This window comes from Cupriavidus sp. GW823-FHT07B10 (assembly GCF_058794355.1).
In genome coordinates, this window is record NZ_JBXAGS010000012.1 from 168,418 (window position 1) to 185,129 (window position 16,712).

18 protein-coding genes are annotated in these 16,712 nt (G+C 64.6%); 1 reads left to right on the forward strand and 17 read right to left on the reverse strand.

Annotation, left to right across the window (positions count from 1 at the left end):
• From rpsC to AC1Q6V_RS23635, 11 genes are all read right to left on the reverse strand, one after another.
• The gene (rpsC, locus tag AC1Q6V_RS23585; RefSeq protein ID WP_010812392.1) at positions 1–798 is read right to left on the reverse strand and encodes a 30S ribosomal protein S3; all 798 of its coding nucleotides are present in this window, start codon (positions 796–798) and stop codon (positions 1–3) included.
• Between the two features lie 9 nt (positions 799–807).
• The gene (gene rplV, locus AC1Q6V_RS23590) at positions 808–1,137 is read right to left on the reverse strand and encodes a 50S ribosomal protein L22 (protein WP_010812393.1); all 330 of its coding nucleotides are present in this window, start codon (positions 1,135–1,137) and stop codon (positions 808–810) included.
• A gap of 9 nt (positions 1,138–1,146) precedes the next feature.
• Positions 1,147–1,422 (reverse strand): 30S ribosomal protein S19, encoded by a 276-nt coding sequence (rpsS, locus tag AC1Q6V_RS23595; protein WP_010812394.1) that lies wholly within the window; start codon positions 1,420–1,422, stop codon positions 1,147–1,149.
• A gap of 22 nt (positions 1,423–1,444) precedes the next feature.
• Positions 1,445–2,275: a 50S ribosomal protein L2 gene (rplB, locus tag AC1Q6V_RS23600; RefSeq protein ID WP_454750833.1), complete on the reverse strand. Its 831-nt coding sequence runs from the start codon at positions 2,273–2,275 to the stop codon at positions 1,445–1,447.
• A 2-nt stretch (positions 2,276–2,277) separates the two neighbouring features.
• Positions 2,278–2,592, reverse strand: a complete 315-nt coding sequence (gene rplW, locus AC1Q6V_RS23605) for a 50S ribosomal protein L23 (protein WP_006576245.1) — start codon at positions 2,590–2,592, stop codon at positions 2,278–2,280.
• Positions 2,589–3,209: a 50S ribosomal protein L4 gene (gene rplD / locus AC1Q6V_RS23610; protein WP_010812396.1), complete on the reverse strand. Its 621-nt coding sequence runs from the start codon at positions 3,207–3,209 to the stop codon at positions 2,589–2,591. Before rplD ends, rplW begins: the two co-directional genes overlap by 4 nt.
• Positions 3,210–3,221: 12 nt before the next feature.
• Positions 3,222–3,872: a 50S ribosomal protein L3 gene (gene rplC, locus AC1Q6V_RS23615; protein WP_010812397.1), complete on the reverse strand. Its 651-nt coding sequence runs from the start codon at positions 3,870–3,872 to the stop codon at positions 3,222–3,224.
• A gap of 299 nt (positions 3,873–4,171) precedes the next feature.
• On the reverse strand, positions 4,172–4,672 hold the full coding sequence (locus AC1Q6V_RS23620; RefSeq protein ID WP_439668335.1) for a flavin reductase family protein: 501 nt from the start codon (positions 4,670–4,672) through the stop codon (positions 4,172–4,174).
• 1 nt (position 4,673) lies between these two features.
• Positions 4,674–5,915 (reverse strand): styrene monooxygenase/indole monooxygenase family protein, encoded by a 1,242-nt coding sequence (locus AC1Q6V_RS23625; RefSeq protein WP_010812399.1) that lies wholly within the window; start codon positions 5,913–5,915, stop codon positions 4,674–4,676.
• A 33-nt stretch (positions 5,916–5,948) separates the two neighbouring features.
• Entirely contained in the window at positions 5,949–6,737 is a 789-nt protein-coding gene (locus tag AC1Q6V_RS23630; RefSeq protein ID WP_439668336.1) for an SDR family oxidoreductase, read from the reverse strand.
• Positions 6,738–6,822: 85 nt separating this feature from the next.
• Positions 6,823–8,052: a dienelactone hydrolase family protein gene (locus AC1Q6V_RS23635; RefSeq protein ID WP_439668337.1), complete on the reverse strand. Its 1,230-nt coding sequence runs from the start codon at positions 8,050–8,052 to the stop codon at positions 6,823–6,825.
• A 289-nt stretch (positions 8,053–8,341) separates the two neighbouring features.
• On the opposite strand from AC1Q6V_RS23635, the gene AC1Q6V_RS23640 reads away from it, so the two are divergent.
• Entirely contained in the window at positions 8,342–9,343 is a 1,002-nt protein-coding gene (locus AC1Q6V_RS23640) for an AraC family transcriptional regulator (RefSeq protein WP_010812402.1), read from the forward strand.
• A 193-nt stretch (positions 9,344–9,536) separates the two neighbouring features.
• Here the strand turns inward: AC1Q6V_RS23640 and rpsJ are convergent, their stop codons facing one another.
• The 6 genes from rpsJ to recQ form a co-directional block, all read right to left on the reverse strand.
• Positions 9,537–9,845 (reverse strand): 30S ribosomal protein S10, encoded by a 309-nt coding sequence (rpsJ, locus tag AC1Q6V_RS23645; protein ID WP_006160488.1) that lies wholly within the window; start codon positions 9,843–9,845, stop codon positions 9,537–9,539.
• A 78-nt stretch (positions 9,846–9,923) separates the two neighbouring features.
• Positions 9,924–11,114, reverse strand: coding sequence for an elongation factor Tu (tuf, locus tag AC1Q6V_RS23650; RefSeq protein WP_010810470.1), 1,191 nt, complete (start codon positions 11,112–11,114; stop codon positions 9,924–9,926).
• A 78-nt stretch (positions 11,115–11,192) separates the two neighbouring features.
• Complete coding sequence (fusA, locus tag AC1Q6V_RS23655; protein ID WP_010810458.1) at positions 11,193–13,301, reverse strand: elongation factor G; 2,109 nt, start codon at positions 13,299–13,301, stop codon at positions 11,193–11,195.
• A 117-nt stretch (positions 13,302–13,418) separates the two neighbouring features.
• A complete protein-coding gene (rpsG, locus tag AC1Q6V_RS23660) occupies positions 13,419–13,889 on the reverse strand; it encodes a 30S ribosomal protein S7 (RefSeq protein ID WP_010810459.1) in 471 nt (156 codons plus the stop codon).
• Positions 13,890–14,114: 225 nt separating this feature from the next.
• Positions 14,115–14,492 carry a 30S ribosomal protein S12 gene (gene rpsL, locus AC1Q6V_RS23665; RefSeq protein WP_010810460.1) on the reverse strand — a complete coding sequence of 126 codons (378 nt, stop codon included), beginning with the start codon at positions 14,490–14,492 and terminating at the stop codon, positions 14,115–14,117.
• A 347-nt stretch (positions 14,493–14,839) separates the two neighbouring features.
• Positions 14,840–16,687 carry a DNA helicase RecQ gene (recQ, locus tag AC1Q6V_RS23670; RefSeq protein ID WP_010810461.1) on the reverse strand — a complete coding sequence of 616 codons (1,848 nt, stop codon included), beginning with the start codon at positions 16,685–16,687 and terminating at the stop codon, positions 14,840–14,842.
• Positions 16,688–16,712: the final 25 nt, after the last annotated feature.

Sequence of the window (16,712 nt, forward strand, 5' to 3'; positions counted from 1 at the left end):
TTATTCTCCACTCTTCGCATCTGCGCCAGGCGCAGCGCGGCGACCGGCACCGGCACCGCCGCGGCGGTTGCCACCCGGACGGCCTTCGCCTTCACGGCGGCGGCCTTCCGGACGACCCGGGCGACGACGACGGTCGTCCTGCGGCTCTTCCACCACCGGCGCGTCGTTGCGGCCGAGGTGATCACCCTTGTAGACCCACACCTTGACACCGATGATGCCGTAGGTGGTTTCTGCTTCGGAGAAGCCGTAGTCGATGTCGGCGCGCAGGGTGTGCAGGGGCACACGGCCTTCGCGGTACCACTCGGTACGTGCGATTTCGATACCGTTCAGACGGCCGGCGCTCATGATCTTGATACCCTGGGCGCCCAGGCGCATCGCGTTCTGCATGGCGCGCTTCATGGCGCGGCGGAACATGATGCGGCGCTCGAGCTGCTGGGTGATCGAATCGGCGATCAGCTGAGCATCGGTTTCCGGCTTGCGGATTTCCTCGATGTTCACGTGCACGGGCACGCCCATGCGACGCTGCAGTTCAGCCTTGAGCAGTTCGATGTCCTCACCCTTCTTGCCGATCACCACGCCCGGACGCGAGCTGTAGATGGTGATGCGTGCATTGCGGGCGGGGCGCTCGATCACGACGCGGCCAACCGATGCGTTCTTCAGCTTCTTCTTCAGGAAGTCCCGAACTTCGATGTCTTCCTTCAGCATGCCGGCGAACTTCGTGTTGCTGGCGTACCAGCGCGAAGCCCAGTTACGGCTGACAGCCAGGCGGAAGCCAGTCGGATGAATCTTCTGTCCCATCGTGACTCCTTAGTTGCCGAGCGTCACAGTGATGTGACAGGTTTGTTTCTCGATGCGGTTGCCGCGGCCCTTCGCCCGTGCGGTGAAGCGCTTGAGCGAGGTTGCCTTGTCGACGAAGATCGATTTGACCTTCAGTTCGTCGATGTCGGCGCCTTCGTTGTGCTCAGCGTTGGCGATGGCCGATTCGACCACCTTCTTCACGATCCCGGCAGCCTTTTTCGGGCTGAACGTCAGGACATTGAGCGCGCGCTCGATCGGCAGACCACGGATCTGGTCAGCGACCAGGCGCGTCTTCTGGGCGGAGATGCGGGCACCGCGATGAATCGCTTTCACTTCCATGATGGCACCTTACCTCTTCGCTTTCTTGTCAGCCGCGTGGCCCTTGAACGTGCGGGTAATCGCAAATTCACCGAGCTTGTGGCCAACCATGTTTTCCGTAACGTACACCGGCACGTGTTGACGGCCGTTGTGAACGGCGATCGTCAGGCCAATGAACTCCGGCAGAATGGTCGAGCGACGCGACCAAGTCTTGATGGGCTTCTTGTCCTTGCCGCTCGATGCGACTTCCACCTTCTTCAGCAGGTGGGCGTCGCAGAACGGACCCTTTTTAGCGGAACGAGTCATATCTTTAGCTCCTACCTACCGATTAACGCTTGTGGCGCTTCTGGACGATCATGCTGTCCGTGCGCTTGTTGCTGCGGGTACGGTAACCCTTGGCCGGGGTACCCCACGGCGAAACCGGATCGCGACCAGCGGCGGTCTTGCCTTCACCACCACCGTGCGGGTGGTCGACCGGGTTCATCACGACACCACGGACCGTCGGGCGGATACCGCGCCAGCGGGTCGCACCGGCCTTGCCGATGACGCGCAGGCTGTGCTCTTCGTTGCCCACTTCACCGATGGTGGCGCGGCACTCGATGTGCACGCGGCGCACTTCACCGGAGCGCAGGCGAACCTGGGCGTACAGGCCTTCACGAGCCAGCAGCACTGCGGAACCGCCGGCGGCACGTGCGATCTGCGAACCCTTGCCAGGCAGCATTTCCACGTTGTTGATCGTGGTACCGACCGGAATGTTGCGGATCGGCAGGTTGTTACCGGCCTTGATCGGCGCTTCCGAGCCGTTCATCAGCGGCTGGCCGGCAACCATGCCCTTGGTGGCGATGATGTAGCGGCGCTCGCCGTCGGCGAACAGCACCAGCGCGATATTGGCGCTGCGGTTCGGATCGTATTCCAGGCGCTCGACGCGGGCGGGGATGCCGTCCTTGTCGTTGCGCTTGAAGTCGACCACGCGGTAGTGGTGCTTATGACCACCGCCCTTGTGGCGGGTGGTGATATGACCGTTGTTGTTACGGCCCGACTTCTGGAATTGCTTTTCCAGCAGCGGAGCGTGCGGGGTACCCTTGTGAAGGTCCTTGTTGACCACCTTCACCATCGAGCGACGACCCGGGGAAGTCGGCTTGGTCTTGACGAGTGCCATGATTACTTGGCCTCCGCTTCAAAATTGATTTCCTGACCCGGCTTCAGCGAAACGTAGGCCTTCTTCACGTGGTTGCGACGCCCCATGAAACGGCCAAAACGCTTCTGCTTGCCCTTCTGGTTCAGGATCTGAACGGACTGCACCTCGACCTTGAACAGCAGTTCGACGGCGGCCTTCACTTCTGCCTTGTTGGCATCGCGGGCCACTTCGAACACGACTTGTTCATTCTTGTCGGCGACCAGGGTTGCCTTTTCGGAAACCACCGGCGCGAGCAGCACCTGCATCAAACGATGATCGTTCTTGGCTACTTGCGTCATTTCAGCAACTCCTCGATCTGCGCGACGGCTGCCTTGGTCACCAGCACCTTCTTGTAGTGCACGAGCGACAGCGGATCAGCCTGGCGCGGCTCGACAACTGCCACGTGCGGCAGGTTGCGCGAAGCCAGGTAGAGGTTTTCGTCGAGGCTGTCGGTGATGATCAGCACCGAGTCCAGGCCCATGGCCTTGAACTTGTCGGCCAAGAGCTTGGTCTTGGGCGCGTCGACAGTGAAACCGTCCACCACGTTGATACGACCTTCACGTGCGAGCTGCGAGTAAATCGAGCGCATGCCGGCACGGAACATCTTCTTGTTGACCTTCTGGGTGAAGTTCTCTTCCGGCGAATTCGGGAAGATACGGCCGCCCCCGCGCCACAGCGGCGAGGAAGACATACCGGCACGAGCACGGCCCGTACCCTTCTGGCGCCACGGCTTCTTGGTCGTGTGCTTGACCTCTTCACGATCCTTCTGCTTACGGTTACCGCTGCGAGCGTTGGCCTGGTAAGCGACGACGATCTGGTGAACGAGGGCTTCGTTGTAGTCACGGCCGAACACTTCGGGCGAAGCGTCAACGCCCGCGCCGATCTGGCCATTGTCCTGGAGGAGCTTGAGTTCCATTACATGCGCTCCTTAAGCTTTGGCTTTGGCCTTGACGGCCGGGGTAACGATGACCTTGCCGTTCTTGGAGCCGGGGATGGCGCCCTTGACCAGCAGCAGCTTGCGCTCTGCGTCGATCTTGGCGATTTCCAGGTTCTGCACGGTGCGGGTGACATCGCCCAGGTGACCGGTCATGCGCTTGCCCGGGAACACGCGGCCCGGATCCTGCGCCATACCGATCGAGCCCGGCACGTTGTGCGAGCGCGAGTTACCGTGGGTGGCACGGCCGGAGGCGAAGTGATAGCGCTTGATGGTACCGGCGTAGCCCTTACCGATGGTCACGCCCTGCACGTCGATCTTCTGACCGACTTCGAACAGGTCGACCGACAGCGAACCGCCAGCTTGCAGTTCGGCAGCCTTGGCTGCATCGATACGGAATTCGCGGATGATTTCGCCGGCTTCCACGCCGGCTTTGGCGAGATGACCCGCCAGCGGCTTGGTAACGCGGCTTGCGCGTCGTGCGCCGAAGGTGACTTGAACCGCGGTATAACCGTCGGTCTCGTCCGTCTTGATTTGCGTCACGCGGTTGTCGCCGACCTCGACCACGGTAACGGGAATTGCTTCACCGTCGTCCGTGAAAATACGGGTCATGCCAACCTTGCGACCTACAAGGCCAAGGCTCATGGTTTGCTCCATTCCCAGCTGCGATTGGCCGGGGCTGATTGATACACGAAAACTGTGTTTGCTGTGGGCTTGCGCTAAAGAAGACTGCGCGCGGCCAAAGTGGCCAGCCCACTACCCGAGGAAACGGGTAGCCTTACACTATATCGCAGCGGTTTGGAAAGGGCAATATGAATTGCGGATTCGCCTGCAGGGTTGTAGGCAGGCGTGCCGCAGTAGTGGCGCTTGCGTGACTTGGGGTGTGGTGTGGAGGCGACGGGCGGTAGTTGAAGTGCCGCGAAGCGCATCCGGGGGATGGTTGCTCAGGCGGCGAGGCGCACGAAATCGCCGCCATAGAATACCAGCGGTTCGCCCTCCCCTGCCTCGAATGCCTCGACGGCGCCGACAATCAGCAGATGATCGCCTACCGGGTCGGCCCGCTCCACGCGGCAGGCCAGGGTCGCCAGTGCTTCGTCCAGGTAGGGCACGCCGCGCTCGCAGCGCCCGTGGGCGACGCCCGCGAACTTGTCCGCCACCGGCGTGGCGAAGCGGCGCGCCAGTTCGCCATGGCCGGCGCGCAGGATGCTGACGCCGAAAGGCGCGCCGGGCACGAACAGGCCCGCATTCGGCGAGTGCAGCGCCAGGCTCCACAGGATCAGCGGCGGCGCCAGCGACAGCGAGGCAAACGAGTTCACCGTCAAGCCGACGGGCCGGCCCTGCGCCCCGCAGGCGCCGATGACGGCCACGCCGGTGGCATAGCGGCCGCAAACCCGGCGCAGTTCGCGGGGATCATGGACGGAAGTGGCGGGCGTGGCGGCGTGCATGTCAGGCGGCCTCGGCGACGTACTGGTTGATCAGCTGGTGGCAGGCCTGTGGATCCAGCCACCACGGGAAATAGTCCGGCGGATTGTCGAAACCGTTGGCGATGCGCGCGGCCAGTGCCGGCGCCTGCCCCGCGGCGCCCAGCAGCGCCAGGATATGCGGCGGCGGCGGGGTCAGCAGCGAGTTGGTCCACGCCACCACGTCGCCCGCGTACTGCCAGTACTGGTCGAAGGTGCGCTCCATCCAGTCCTGGTCGAAGGGCTGGTCGCCGCGTGCCAGGATCGCATCGAGATAGACCTTGCAGCATTTGGCGGCGTTGTTCGAACCCTGCCCTGTGATCGGGTCGTTGACCACCACGGCATCGGCCATGCCGAACACCAGCCGCCCGGACGGCAGCGTCAGCACCGGCTTGCGCACCGTTGGCGCGAAGCGTCCGGCAAGGATGCCGTTGTCGTCGGTCAGCGCGACCCGCTCACAGCGCTCAGCCTCCCATGGCAGGTAGGTCTGCAGGATGCGCTGGCTTTCCGCCAGGTGCTGCGCCGGCGTGCGCGCCTCGGCCCAACGGTCCATCGGGCCGCCCGGGATGCCTTCGAACACCATGATCTCGCACGGCCCTGACAGCGTCAGCGCGGGGAAGACGAAGTATTCACCCACGCCCGGGATCAGGTTGAAGCAAACCCGCGAGAACGGCGTGCGCGGCTGCATGCCGGTCACATAAGTCAGCGCCAGCGCGCGCTGCGGTTTGTCGAACGGACTACGGGAGGCATCGCGCTCGAAGCGGCTGACGATCTCGCCCTTGCCGGCGGCCAGCAGCACCAGGTCATGCTCGCGGGTCAGGTCCTCCAGTTCATCCAGGCCGACATCGGCGATGCGCAGGTCGCCGCCGCGTGCAACGAAGGCCTCCATCCACGCGGGCATCTTCAGGCGCTGGTCCACCGCCTGTGCCGGGCGGTCCAGCGGCGCGGCCCAGTCGATCGCGCGGGCACCGGCCTGCTCGGGATGCGGCACGGCCAGGCCGATGCCCTCCACCGGCGGGCAGGCATCGTCCCACCAGTTCAGCCCGAGCTCGCGCTCGGCCTGCAGCGCGCGGTCGAACATGCACTGGCTGGACATGACTTTCCCGCCGCGGATCTGCTCGGGGGTCCGGTTGGACAGCAGCGTGACCCGGTAGCCGTTGGCTTGCAGCCCGAGGGCCATTTGCAGGCCCGACTGGCCGGCTCCGACGATGGCGATGCGTTGGCTCATGACGTTTTCTCCTGAAGGATCGTTCGGCGGCGTTCAGCCGGCCAGCTTGCCGATGGCGGGCACGTTCTGCTCCGGCCCCATGGCGGAATAGCCGCCGTCGACGGCATAGTCGGCACCGGTGACGAAGCTGGCATGGTCGGAACAGAGGAAGAGCACCACCTGGGCCACCTCGTCGGGCTCGCCGACGCGGCCCAGAAGGTGGAACGGCGCGGCCACCGCATCGGTGCGGGCACGGTTGCCGCCGCTGACCTCGTCCATCAGCCGGCACCAGGTCCAGCCCGGCGACACCGCGTTGACGCGGATGCGGTCCGGCGCCAGGTCCATCGCCATGCTGCGCGTCAGCTGCGCGATGGCGGCTTTCGACACCGGGTAGAGCCAGCGCCCGGTCTGCGCCACGTTGGCAGAGATGCTGGTGAAATTGACGATCGCACCGCCGCCGCGCGTCCGCATATGCGGGTGCACCGCCTGCGCCAGCATCACGCCCGACACCACGTTGACGTCGAGCGCCGCCAGCCAGTCGGCACGATTCGAGCGGAAGCCGTCATCGAGATAGGTGCAGGCCAGGTTGACCAGGCAGTCCACGCCGCCAAAGCGCTGCACCACCTGCGCCACGGCATCGCGAACCTGCTCGTCACGCGTGATGTCGGTGGCGATGAAGAGCGCGTTCGCCCCCAGCTGCGCGGCCACGCGCTCGCCGTTGGCGGCATCGATGTCGAAGATCGCCACGCGCGCGCCGGCCTCGACAAAGGCCCGCGCCACGCCGGCGCCGATCAGCGTGGCGCCGCCGGTGACAATGGCCACCTTGCCCTGCAGTCCTTTCATGCTTGTCTCCTGTGCCGGCAACAGCCGGCGATGGTTGCGGGCGGGCCTCTGCGGGCCCGTTCCGGATCGATGCGGCGGGCGCAGCCTACTTGCCTTCGCTCTGCTGCCAGCGCGCCATCAGTGTGTTCGACGGCAGGGTCTCGTCCAGCAGCTTGCGCGCGGTCTCCACGCCCGCGACCGGCAGACCCGCCGGGTCCAGCTTGCCGATCTGCACCAGCACGCTGGCCTGGTCCCAGTAGATATGCTCGTGGTACAGCTTGTCGCCGCGGAACTTGACGATGGCGATCAGCGGGATCTCCACGCGCTTGCCGGTGGGCGGCACGCCGGGCAGCATCCAGTCGATCTCGCAGCTATGCGTGAAGCAGAACAGCATCTCGTCGACGATCTGCGTGGCCCCGACCGTGCGCGACAGCGGGATCAGCGTGGTGTCGGGCGGATTGCTGTGCACGAAATGATGCTGGTAGAAACGCCGCAGCTGCGCGTAGCCGACCCCGCCGGTCATGGTCGGGATATGGTTCACATAGGGCTGCGGCACCATCGTCGCCATGGTGGCGTCGACATCGCGGGTGGCAAATTCGTATTCGCAGTGCTTGTCCCACAGCGCGGAGAAATCGTAGTGCGGACCCATTTCACCGCGCTGCGCCGCGATCGAGCGCTGGTGCGCCATCAGCGCCGAGGGCTTGTCGAAGTGCTCGCCACCGGTGCGGGCAAAGGCATGGTCGACGCCGGCGTAGACGTAGACCTCGATGTTCTCGCGCCCAGCCAGGGCCGCGCGGATCGCAGCCTGCGCCTGCGGCGGGCAGAATCCGTCTTTCTCGGCGATATGCAGCACCAGGCGGCCGCGCACGTTGGCGGCTTCGCCCAGCGCGTGCTCGATGCCCACGCCGTAGTACGCCACCGCACAGGCCACGTCGGGCAGCCGGCAGGCCGCCAGGTAGGCCAGCTTGCCGCCCAGGCAGAAGCCCAGCACGCCGGTCTGGCCGACGCATTCCGGCCGCGCACGCAGCGCTTCAAGCGCGGCGCCCACATCCTGCACGCCCGCGGCTTCGTCGAACTGCTGGTACAGGCCCAGCGCCCGCTGGAAGTCCTCGCCGCGGTCGGTCAGCTCGATCCCGGGCGCGATGCGCCAGAACAGGTCGGGCACCAGCACCGTATAGCCCTCCTCGGCGTAGTAGTCCGCCACCTGCCGCATGGTCGCGTTGACGCCGAAGATCTCCTGGCACAACACGATGCCCGGGCCCTTGCCTGCCGCCGGGGTGGCGAGATAACCGCTGAAACTGCCTTCGGGGGTCTGGATCTGGATGGTCTGGCCCATGGCCTGCGCTCCTTGTCGTTCTTTCTCTTTCCGGTGTCTGGTGGGACTGCCGTGCTGGCTTCCATAATGGTGGCTCCGCACCGCAGCAAACTAGCCGCTGGGCGCAGCGGCTATCCGATTAGTGCAGGAAACTTCGGGCTCGGTCAACGCCGCAGCGCAGACGGCGAGGCCATCCGCTATAGTGGATCGCGTGGGAAACCGTGCCCCGGCCGTCATGCCGGGCCGGCCCCGGAATCAGCGGCGCGCACGGTCACCGGCAGCGCCGCGGCCCCGCCAGAGGAGCGAGACAATGCAGCTGCCCCCCGCCGCCGGACCGCTGGCGAGCGCCCTGCTCGGCGATCCCGCCCGGTGCGTGTTCGCCTCGACCGACCTGGCCGAGACGCGCGCCGCCGTCGGGCGCGTGTTCAAGCCGCACCGGCTCGAGATACGCGGCACCCGCTTGCAAGCACGCATGCATCATGCGCCGCTTGGCGCGGTCTCGTTCAATCGCCTCGCCTACGGCGCCGACGTCACCATCGACCCCGGCCCGCTCGGCGACTTCCTGCTGGTGCAGATGCCGCTGCAAGGACAGGCCGAGATCCGCTGCGGCGACCAGCACATCGTTTCCACGCCCGACTGCGCTTCGGTGCTGACGCCCAGCGATGCGCTGGCCATGCGCTGGAGCGCCGACAACGACCAGTTGATCGTGCGCATCGAACGCAGTGCGCTGGAACGCATCTGCGCGGCCCATCTGGGCCGGCGGTCCGAGCGGCCGCTGCGCTTTGCGCTCGGCATGGCCTGGCGCAGCGGCGCGTGGTATGAGCTGATGCGCTATCTCGCCGCGATGCTGGCGACCGCGCCCGAGACCGCACGCCATCCGCTGACCGCCTGCCAGCTGGAACAGCTGGTGATCGGCACGCTGCTGACGTCGCAGCCGCACAGCCTGTCGGATGCATTGCGCGAGCACGGCAAGCCGCTGGCACCGCGCCATGTGAAAGTGGTGGAGGAATATATTCACGCAAACGCCGCGGCGGAGCTGACCCCCGCCGTGCTGGCCGAGGTTGCCGGCGTCAGCGTACGCAGCCTGTTCGCCGGCTTCCGCGAGCATCGCGGCACCGGGCCGATGGCCTACCTGCGCACGGTGCGGCTGGAGCGCGTGCGGCACGACCTGCTGAACGTCGCGTCGGTGTCGTCAGTGAGCGCGGCCGCGCTGCGCTGGGGCTTTGCCCATCTGGGGCGGTTCAGCGCGGAATACCGGCGCGCGTTCGGGGAGTGCCCCGCGCAGACCTTGCGGCGGCGCGGAGCGGGCTAGGCTTGTGTGAATTCAGTGCTGCCGCTTCGGGCAGCCGCCGCGATCGCTCAGCTCATCGCGCAACTGTAGCTGGCGCGGCAGGGGAGCAATCCGGGGAGCAAGGCTGCTGCATGCAAGCCTTGAAAACAAAAACGGCGAACCATACGGTTCGCCGTTTTGCTGCAGCAGGCCGCAGGCGCGGCCCGAAGCATGATTACACCTTGATCTCGACGTCCACGCCTGCCGGCAGGTCGAGCTTCATCAGCGCGTCAACCGTCTTGTCGGTCGGGTCGACGATGTCCATCAGGCGCTGGTGCGTGCGGATCTCAAACTGATCGCGGCTGGTCTTGTTGACGTGCGGCGAACGCAGGATGTCGAAGCGCTGGATGCGGGTCGGCAGGGGCACCGGGCCCTTGACGATTGCGCCGGTACGCTTGGCGGTATCCACGATTTCGGCGGCCGACTGGTCGATCAGGCGGTAGTCGAAAGCCTTCAGGCGGATACGGATCTTCTGGTTCTGCATGATATTTCCTTAAAAGAGCGATTGGGCAACGTGCCCGTTGAATGGGGACATGCCCGACAGGCATGTCCCAGGAAGTGCTTAGTCGAGGATCTTTGCCACGACGCCGGCGCCGACGGTACGGCCACCTTCGCGGATAGCGAAGCGCAGGCCTTCTTCCATGGCGATCGGGGCGATCAGCTTGACGGTGATCGACACGTTGTCACCCGGCATGACCATTTCCTTGTCCTTCGGCAGCTCGATCGAGCCGGTCACGTCGGTGGTACGGAAGTAGAACTGCGGGCGGTAGTTGTTGAAGAACGGGGTGTGACGGCCGCCTTCGTCCTTCGACAGGATGTACACCTCGCCGGTGAAGTGGGTGTGCGGCTTGATCGAACCCGGCTTGCACAGCACCTGGCCGCGCTCGACGTCTTCACGCTTGGTGCCGCGCAGCAGCAGGCCAACGTTGTCGCCGGCTTGACCCTGGTCCAGCAGCTTGCGGAACATTTCCACGCCGGTGCAGGTGGTCTTCACCGTCGGCTTGATACCGACGATTTCGATTTCCTCGCCGACCTTCACCACGCCGCGCTCGATACGGCCGGTCACCACGGTGCCGCGACCCGAGATCGAGAACACGTCTTCCACAGGCATCAGGAAGGTACCGTCAACGGCACGCTCCGGCGTCGGGATGTAGGTGTCCAGCGCGTCGGCCAGGTTCATGATGGCCACTTCGCCCAGCTCGCCCTTGTCGCCTTCCAGCGCCAGCTTGGCCGAACCCTTGATGATCGGGGTGTCGTCGCCGGGGAACTCGTACTTCGACAGCAGCTCGCGAACTTCCATCTCGACCAGCTCGAGCAGTTCAGCGTCGTCCACCATGTCGCACTTGTTCAGGAACACGATGATGTACGGCACGCCAACCTGGCGGGCCAGCAGGATGTGCTCACGCGTTTGCGGCATCGGGCCGTCAGCAGCCGAGCAAACCAGGATCGCGCCGTCCATCTGGGCGGCACCCGTGATCATGTTCTTCACATAGTCAGCGTGGCCCGGGCAGTCAACGTGCGCGTAGTGGCGGTTGGCCGTTTCGTACTCGACGTGCGCGGTATTGATGGTAATACCGCGTGCCTTTTCTTCCGGCGCTGCGTCGATTTCGTCGTACTTCTTGGCGGCACCGCCAAACTTGGCTGCCAGCACCGTGGCAATCGCTGCGGTCAGCGTGGTCTTGCCATGGTCAACGTGACCAATCGTACCAACGTTCACGTGCGGCTTGGTCCGCTCGAACTTTTCCTTTGCCATTTCTTAACTCCTGATAGGAATGCAGTCTTGTTGTTTCATCGCGCCGCCGCACCGGCAGGCGCGGCGGCAAACTTCCAATTACTTGCCCTTGGCCGACATCACGGCTTCGGCGATGTTCTTCGGTGCTTCAGCGTAGTGCTTGAATTCCATGGTGTACGTGGCGCGGCCTTGCGTGGCCGAGCGCAGCGACGTGGAATAACCGAACATTTCCGACAGCGGGACTTCGGCCTTGATGATCTTGCCGCCGCCCACCATGTCGTCCATGCCCTGCACGATGCCGCGGCGGGACGACAGGTCGCCCATCACGGTACCCGTGTAGTCTTCCGGCGTTTCCACTTCCACGGCCATCATCGGCTCGAGCAGAACCGGGCTGGCCTTGCGCATGGCTTCCTTGAAAGCCATCGAGCCGGCCATGCGGAACGCGTTTTCGTTCGAGTCCACGTCGTGGTACGAACCGAACGTCAGCGTGACCTTCACGTCCACCACCGGGAAGCCAGCCAGGATGCCGTTCGGCAGCGTGTCGACGATACCCTTTTCGACCGCCGGGATGTATTCGCGAGGAATCACACCGCCCTTGATGGCGTCGATGAACTCGAAGCCCTTGCCCGGCTCTTGCGGCTCCAGCGTGATCACAGCGTGACCGTACTGGCCGCGGCCGCCCGACTGCTTGACGAACTTGCCCTCGACGCCTTCAGCCGTCTTGCGAATGGTTTCGCGGTAAGCCACCTGCGGCGCGCCGATGTTGGCTTCCACGCCAAATTCGCGCTTCATGCGGTCGACCAGAATTTCGAGGTGGAGCTCGCCCATGCCCGAAATGATGGTCTGACCCGATTCTTCATCGGTACGCACGCGGAACGACGGATCTTCAGCGGCCAGGCGGTTCAGGGCGATGCCCATCTTTTCCTGGTCAGCCTTGGTCTTCGGCTCGACAGCCTGCGAGATCACCGGCTCCGGGAACACCATGCGCTCGAGCACGATCGGTGCAGCCGGATCGCACAGCGTGTCGCCCGTGGTGGCGTCCTTCAGACCCACCGCAGCGGCGATGTCGCCGGCCAGCACTTCCTTGATTTCTTCGCGCTGGTTGGCATGCATCTGCAGAATACGGCCGAGGCGTTCCTTCTTGCTCTTGACCGGGTTGTACACGGTGTCGCCCGAATTGATCTTGCCCGAGTACACGCGGAAGAAGATCAGCTGACCAACGAACGGGTCGGTCATGATCTTGAACGCCAGTGCCGAGAACTTTTCGTTGTCGTCAGCCTTGCGCTCGAGCTTCTTCTCGCTGTCGTCCTCGTCCGTGCCCGTAACCGGCGGAATGTCGACCGGCGACGGCAGGAAGTCGATCACGGCGTCGAGCATGCGCTGCACGCCCTTGTTCTTGAACGCGGTGCCGCACAGCATCGGCTGGATTTCGCAGGCGATGGTACGGTCACGCAGCGCCTTGACGATCTCGGCGCGGGTCAGCTCTTCGCCGCCCAGGTACTTTTCCATCAGCTCTTCGCTGGCTTCGGCGGCAGACTCGACCATCTTCTCGCGCCATTCGTCAGCGGTGGCTTGCAGTTCGGCCGGGATGTCCTGGTATTCGAACTTCACGCCCTGGCTGGCTTCGTCCCAAATGATCGCCTTCATTTCCAGCAGATCGACGACGCCCTGGAAGCCGTCTTCAGCGCCGATCGGCACCACGACGGGCACCGGGTTGGCCTTCAGGCGGGTCTTCAGCTGGTCGTAGACCTTGAAGAAGTTCGCGCCGGTACGGTCCATCTTGTTGACGAACGCCAGACGCGGCACCTTGTACTTGTTGGCCTGACGCCAGACGGTTTCCGACTGCGGCTGCACGCCACCCACTGCGCAGTACACCATGCACGCGCCGTCCAGCACGCGCATGGAACGCTCCACCTCGATGGTGAAGTCCACGTGTCCCGGGGTGTCGATGATGTTGAAGCGATGCTCGGGGTAGTTGCCGGCCATGCCCTTCCAGAAGGCGGTGGTCGCAGCAGACGTGATGGTGATGCCGCGCTCCTGCTCCTGCTCCATCCAGTCCATGGTGGCCGCGCCATCATGGACTTCACCGATCTTGTGGTTCACACCGGTGTAGAACAGGATGCGCTCGGTCGTGGTGGTTTTACCCGCGTCAATGTGAGCCGAGATACCGATATTGCGGTAGCGCTCAATGGGAGTCTTACGAGCCACTTTAATCCTCTATTCGTCCGTGAGGCGCCGGCATCTCATGGCCCGCGCCCCTAACACAAACGGGCGAGATGTGTAAAAACACAGCCCGCCCGGCAACCAACAAACGCTATCGCGCGCTTAGAAGCGGAAATGCGAGAACGCCTTGTTGGCTTCGGCCATGCGGTGCACTTCGTCACGCTTCTTCATTGCGCCGCCACGGCCTTCCGATGCTTCCAGCAGCTCACCTGCCAGGCGCAGCGCCATCGACTTCTCGCTGCGTTTCTTCGCGGCCTCGCGCAGCCAACGCATCGCCAATGCCAGACGACGCGACGGACGGACTTCGACCGGAACCTGATAGTTGGCGCCGCCCACGCGACGGCTCTTCACTTCCACCACCGGCTTCACGTTGTTGATGGCAACGGAGAACACTTCGATGGGGGCCTTGCCTGCCTTCTTTTCGATCTGGTCGAACGCGCCATAGACGATACGTTCGGCAACCGACTTCTTGCCGTCCAGCATCAGCACGTTCATGAACTTGGCAACTTCAACGTTGCCGAACTTCGGATCAGGCAGAACATCCCGCTTGGGGACTTCACGACGACGTGGCATCTTCTTTCCTTTAGATTCAGTTGAGAGCGTGGTCAGTTTTTCCCGCTCTCTGGCCACCAACTAGCTTGCATGCGATAGACAGCAAATTCGCCGGGTGACCACTTACTCGACGGCACGGTTGCCAAAAAGGCGCTCCGTTGTACCGCCGCCTGGTGACAGCACCGTGACTCGCGCCACAGGCTATCGTTTGTTGCTTCGGGTCTTTCCGACCCAGGCTGCTATAGCTTAGGCTGCCTTCGGACGCTTCGCGCCGTACTTCGAACGAGCCTGCTTGCGGTCCTTCACGCCTTGCAGGTCGAGCGAGCCACGGACGATGTGGTAACGCACACCCGGCAGATCCTTCACACGGCCGCCGCGGATCAGCACGACCGAGTGTTCCTGCAGGTTGTGGCCTTCACCGCCGATGTACGAAATCACTTCGAAACCGTTGGTCAGGCGCACCTTGGCAACCTTACGCAGTGCCGAGTTCGGCTTCTTCGGCGTCGTGGTGTACACGCGGGTGCACACGCCACGGCGCTGGGGGCAGTTCTCAAGCGCCGGGCTCTTGCTCTTGACGACTTCAGAGACGCGCGGCTTGCGAACCAGTTGGTTGATAGTTGGCATTGTTCAATCCAGCTTGGTTTGACGAAAAACGCCCCTCGCACCGGCATGCACCGAAATGGAGAGGCAACTACGGGTTTTGGGCGGGAGAGATGAGCGGACGCGCTCTGGAGACGGGACTGTGCGGTAACAGCATGCCAAAGAGCGCGAGCCGGCACCCGGATCCCGCGTCTGCCGCCACCGGTCCATGGGAACCCAGTCCGGAAGGCTTGCCGGCCGCGGCCTAAAGGCCACTTCTCCGACGGGCGAGCGAAATCCAAAGCCAAAAACTCGAATCTGGCATCCTAGCAGGGGAATCGTATACCGTCAAGCCGTATACCCGACCCGGGACGCGCTGACGCTGCCCTCGGTCAGACCCCGCGGAGCGCTTCCAGGATGGACTGTCCATAGCGCTCCAGTTTGGAGGCACCGATCCCGGGAATGCCCTGCATCGCCGACAGGGAGCCCGGCGCGGTCCGGGCCAGCTCCGCCAGCGTTGCATCGTGGAAGATGACATAGGCCGGCACGCCGTGCTCGCGCGCGGCCTCGGTGCGCCAGCGGCGCAGCGCCTCCCAGTTGGCCAGCATGTCTGCGTCCATGTCCGCGGTGTGGTCGGTGCGGGTGCCGCGTGCGGCACGCTCGCCGGACTTGCCCGGCTTGGTGGCCTGGCGGCGCAGGATGATCTGGCGCTCGCCCTTGAGCACCGCGCGCGCGTCCTCGCCCAGCAGCAGCGCGCCATGCCCGCCATGGTCGATGGTCAGCAGACCCTGGGCGATCAGCTGGCGGAACACCGTATGCCATTCATGCACCGAGCGGTCCTTGCCGATGCCGAAGGTGGACACCTTGTCGTGCCCCCACTGGCGGATCTTCTCCGAGCTGTTGCCGCGCAGCACGTCGATCAGGTGGGTGGCGCCGAAGTGAACCCGGCTCGCCTGCGCGGTGCGGTACACGCAGGACAGCGCCATCTGCGCCTCGCGCGTGCCATCCCAGGTGGCCGGCGGCTCCAGACAGGTGTCGCAGTTGCCGCAGGGTTCGCTGGCCTCATTGAAATACGCCAGGATGCGCACGCGCCGGCAGCCTGCGGTCTCGCACAGGCCCAGCAGCGCATCGAGCTTGGACGACGACACGCGCTTGAAGGCGTCGTCCGCCTCGGACTCGTCGATCATGCGCTTCTGCTGCACCACGTCGCCCAGGCCGTAGGCCATCCAGGCATTGGCCGGCAGGCCGTCGCGGCCGGCGCGCCCGGTTTCCTGGTAGTAGCCTTCCATGCTCTTGGGCAGGTCCAGGTGGGCGACAAAGCGCACGTCGGGCTTGTCGATACCCATGCCGAAGGCGATCGTCGCCACCATCACCAGCCCTTCTTCCTCGCGGAAGCGGGCCTGGTGGTGCTGGCGCACCTGGGCATCCATGCCGGCGTGGTAGCCCAGCGCATTGATGCCCTGTCCGCTCAGCCACTGCGCCGTGTCCTCCACCTTCTTGCGTGACAGGCAATAGACGATGCCGCTGTCATGGGTGCCGTCGGCCGCGGTGTGCTCGGCCTTGATGAAGGCCAGCAGCTGCTGGCGCGCATTGTCCTTCTCGACGATGCGGTAGCGGATATTGGGCCGGTCGAAGCTAGAGATGAAGACGCGGGCGTTGTCCAGCGCCAGCCGCTCGATGATCTCGTTGCGCGTGAGTGCGTCGGCCGTTGCCGTCAGCGCGATGCGCGGCACATACGGGAAGCGCTCGTGCAGCACCGACAACTGGATGTACTCGGGGCGGAAGTCGTGGCCCCACTGCGACACGCAGTGCGCTTCGTCGATGGCAAAGAGCCCGACCCGAATGCGCTCGAGCAAGTCCTGGAAGCGTGGCGTCATCAGCCGCTCCGGCGCCACGTAGAGGATCTCGATGCGCCCGGCCAGCAGGTCGCGCTCGACCGCCGAGGCCTCGGCTCCGGTCAGCGTCGAATTGAGCACTGCGGCGCGCACGCCGGCTTCAGTCAGTGCCGCGACCTGGTCCTGCATCAGCGCGATCAGCGGCGACACCACGATGCCGACGCCGTCGCCGGCACGCTGGCGCAGCAGCGCCGGGATCTGGTAGCACAGCGACTTGCCGCCGCCGGTCGGCATCAGCACCAGGCAGTCGCCGCCCGTCGCAACGTGGTCGATGATCTCGGCCTGGCGCCCACGGAAGGCGTGGTAGCCGAACACATCTTTGAGGATCGCCAGCGCGTGCGACATAGACAACGGAATTGCTGAAGCCGGA

Bases quoted from the DNA above. Each gene is read 5' to 3' on its own strand.
- rpsC (WP_010812392.1), bottom strand. From the start codon at position 798: ATGGGACAGAAGATTCATCCGACTGGCTTCCGCCTGGCTGTCAGCCGT.
- rplV (WP_010812393.1), bottom strand. From the start codon at position 1,137: ATGGAAGTGAAAGCGATTCATCGCGGTGCCCGCATCTCCGCCCAGAAG.
- rpsS (WP_010812394.1), bottom strand. From the start codon at position 1,422: ATGACTCGTTCCGCTAAAAAGGGTCCGTTCTGCGACGCCCACCTGCTG.
- rplB (WP_454750833.1), bottom strand. From the start codon at position 2,275: ATGGCACTCGTCAAGACCAAGCCGACTTCCCCGGGTCGTCGCTCGATG.
- rplW (WP_006576245.1), bottom strand. From the start codon at position 2,592: ATGACGCAAGTAGCCAAGAACGATCATCGTTTGATGCAGGTGCTGCTC.
- rplD (WP_010812396.1), bottom strand. From the start codon at position 3,209: ATGGAACTCAAGCTCCTCCAGGACAATGGCCAGATCGGCGCGGGCGTT.
- rplC (WP_010812397.1), bottom strand. From the start codon at position 3,872: ATGAGCCTTGGCCTTGTAGGTCGCAAGGTTGGCATGACCCGTATTTTC.
- AC1Q6V_RS23620 (WP_439668335.1), bottom strand. From the start codon at position 4,672: ATGCACGCCGCCACGCCCGCCACTTCCGTCCATGATCCCCGCGAACTG.
- AC1Q6V_RS23625 (WP_010812399.1), bottom strand. From the start codon at position 5,915: ATGAGCCAACGCATCGCCATCGTCGGAGCCGGCCAGTCGGGCCTGCAA.
- AC1Q6V_RS23630 (WP_439668336.1), bottom strand. From the start codon at position 6,737: ATGAAAGGACTGCAGGGCAAGGTGGCCATTGTCACCGGCGGCGCCACG.
- AC1Q6V_RS23635 (WP_439668337.1), bottom strand. From the start codon at position 8,052: ATGGGCCAGACCATCCAGATCCAGACCCCCGAAGGCAGTTTCAGCGGT.
- AC1Q6V_RS23640 (WP_010812402.1), top strand. From the start codon at position 8,342: ATGCAGCTGCCCCCCGCCGCCGGACCGCTGGCGAGCGCCCTGCTCGGC.
- rpsJ (WP_006160488.1), bottom strand. From the start codon at position 9,845: ATGCAGAACCAGAAGATCCGTATCCGCCTGAAGGCTTTCGACTACCGC.
- tuf (WP_010810470.1), bottom strand. From the start codon at position 11,114: ATGGCAAAGGAAAAGTTCGAGCGGACCAAGCCGCACGTGAACGTTGGT.
- rpsG (WP_010810459.1), bottom strand. From the start codon at position 13,889: ATGCCACGTCGTCGTGAAGTCCCCAAGCGGGATGTTCTGCCTGATCCG.
- rpsL (WP_010810460.1), bottom strand. From the start codon at position 14,492: ATGCCAACTATCAACCAACTGGTTCGCAAGCCGCGCGTCTCTGAAGTC.
- recQ (WP_010810461.1), bottom strand. From the start codon at position 16,687: ATGTCGCACGCGCTGGCGATCCTCAAAGATGTGTTCGGCTACCACGCC.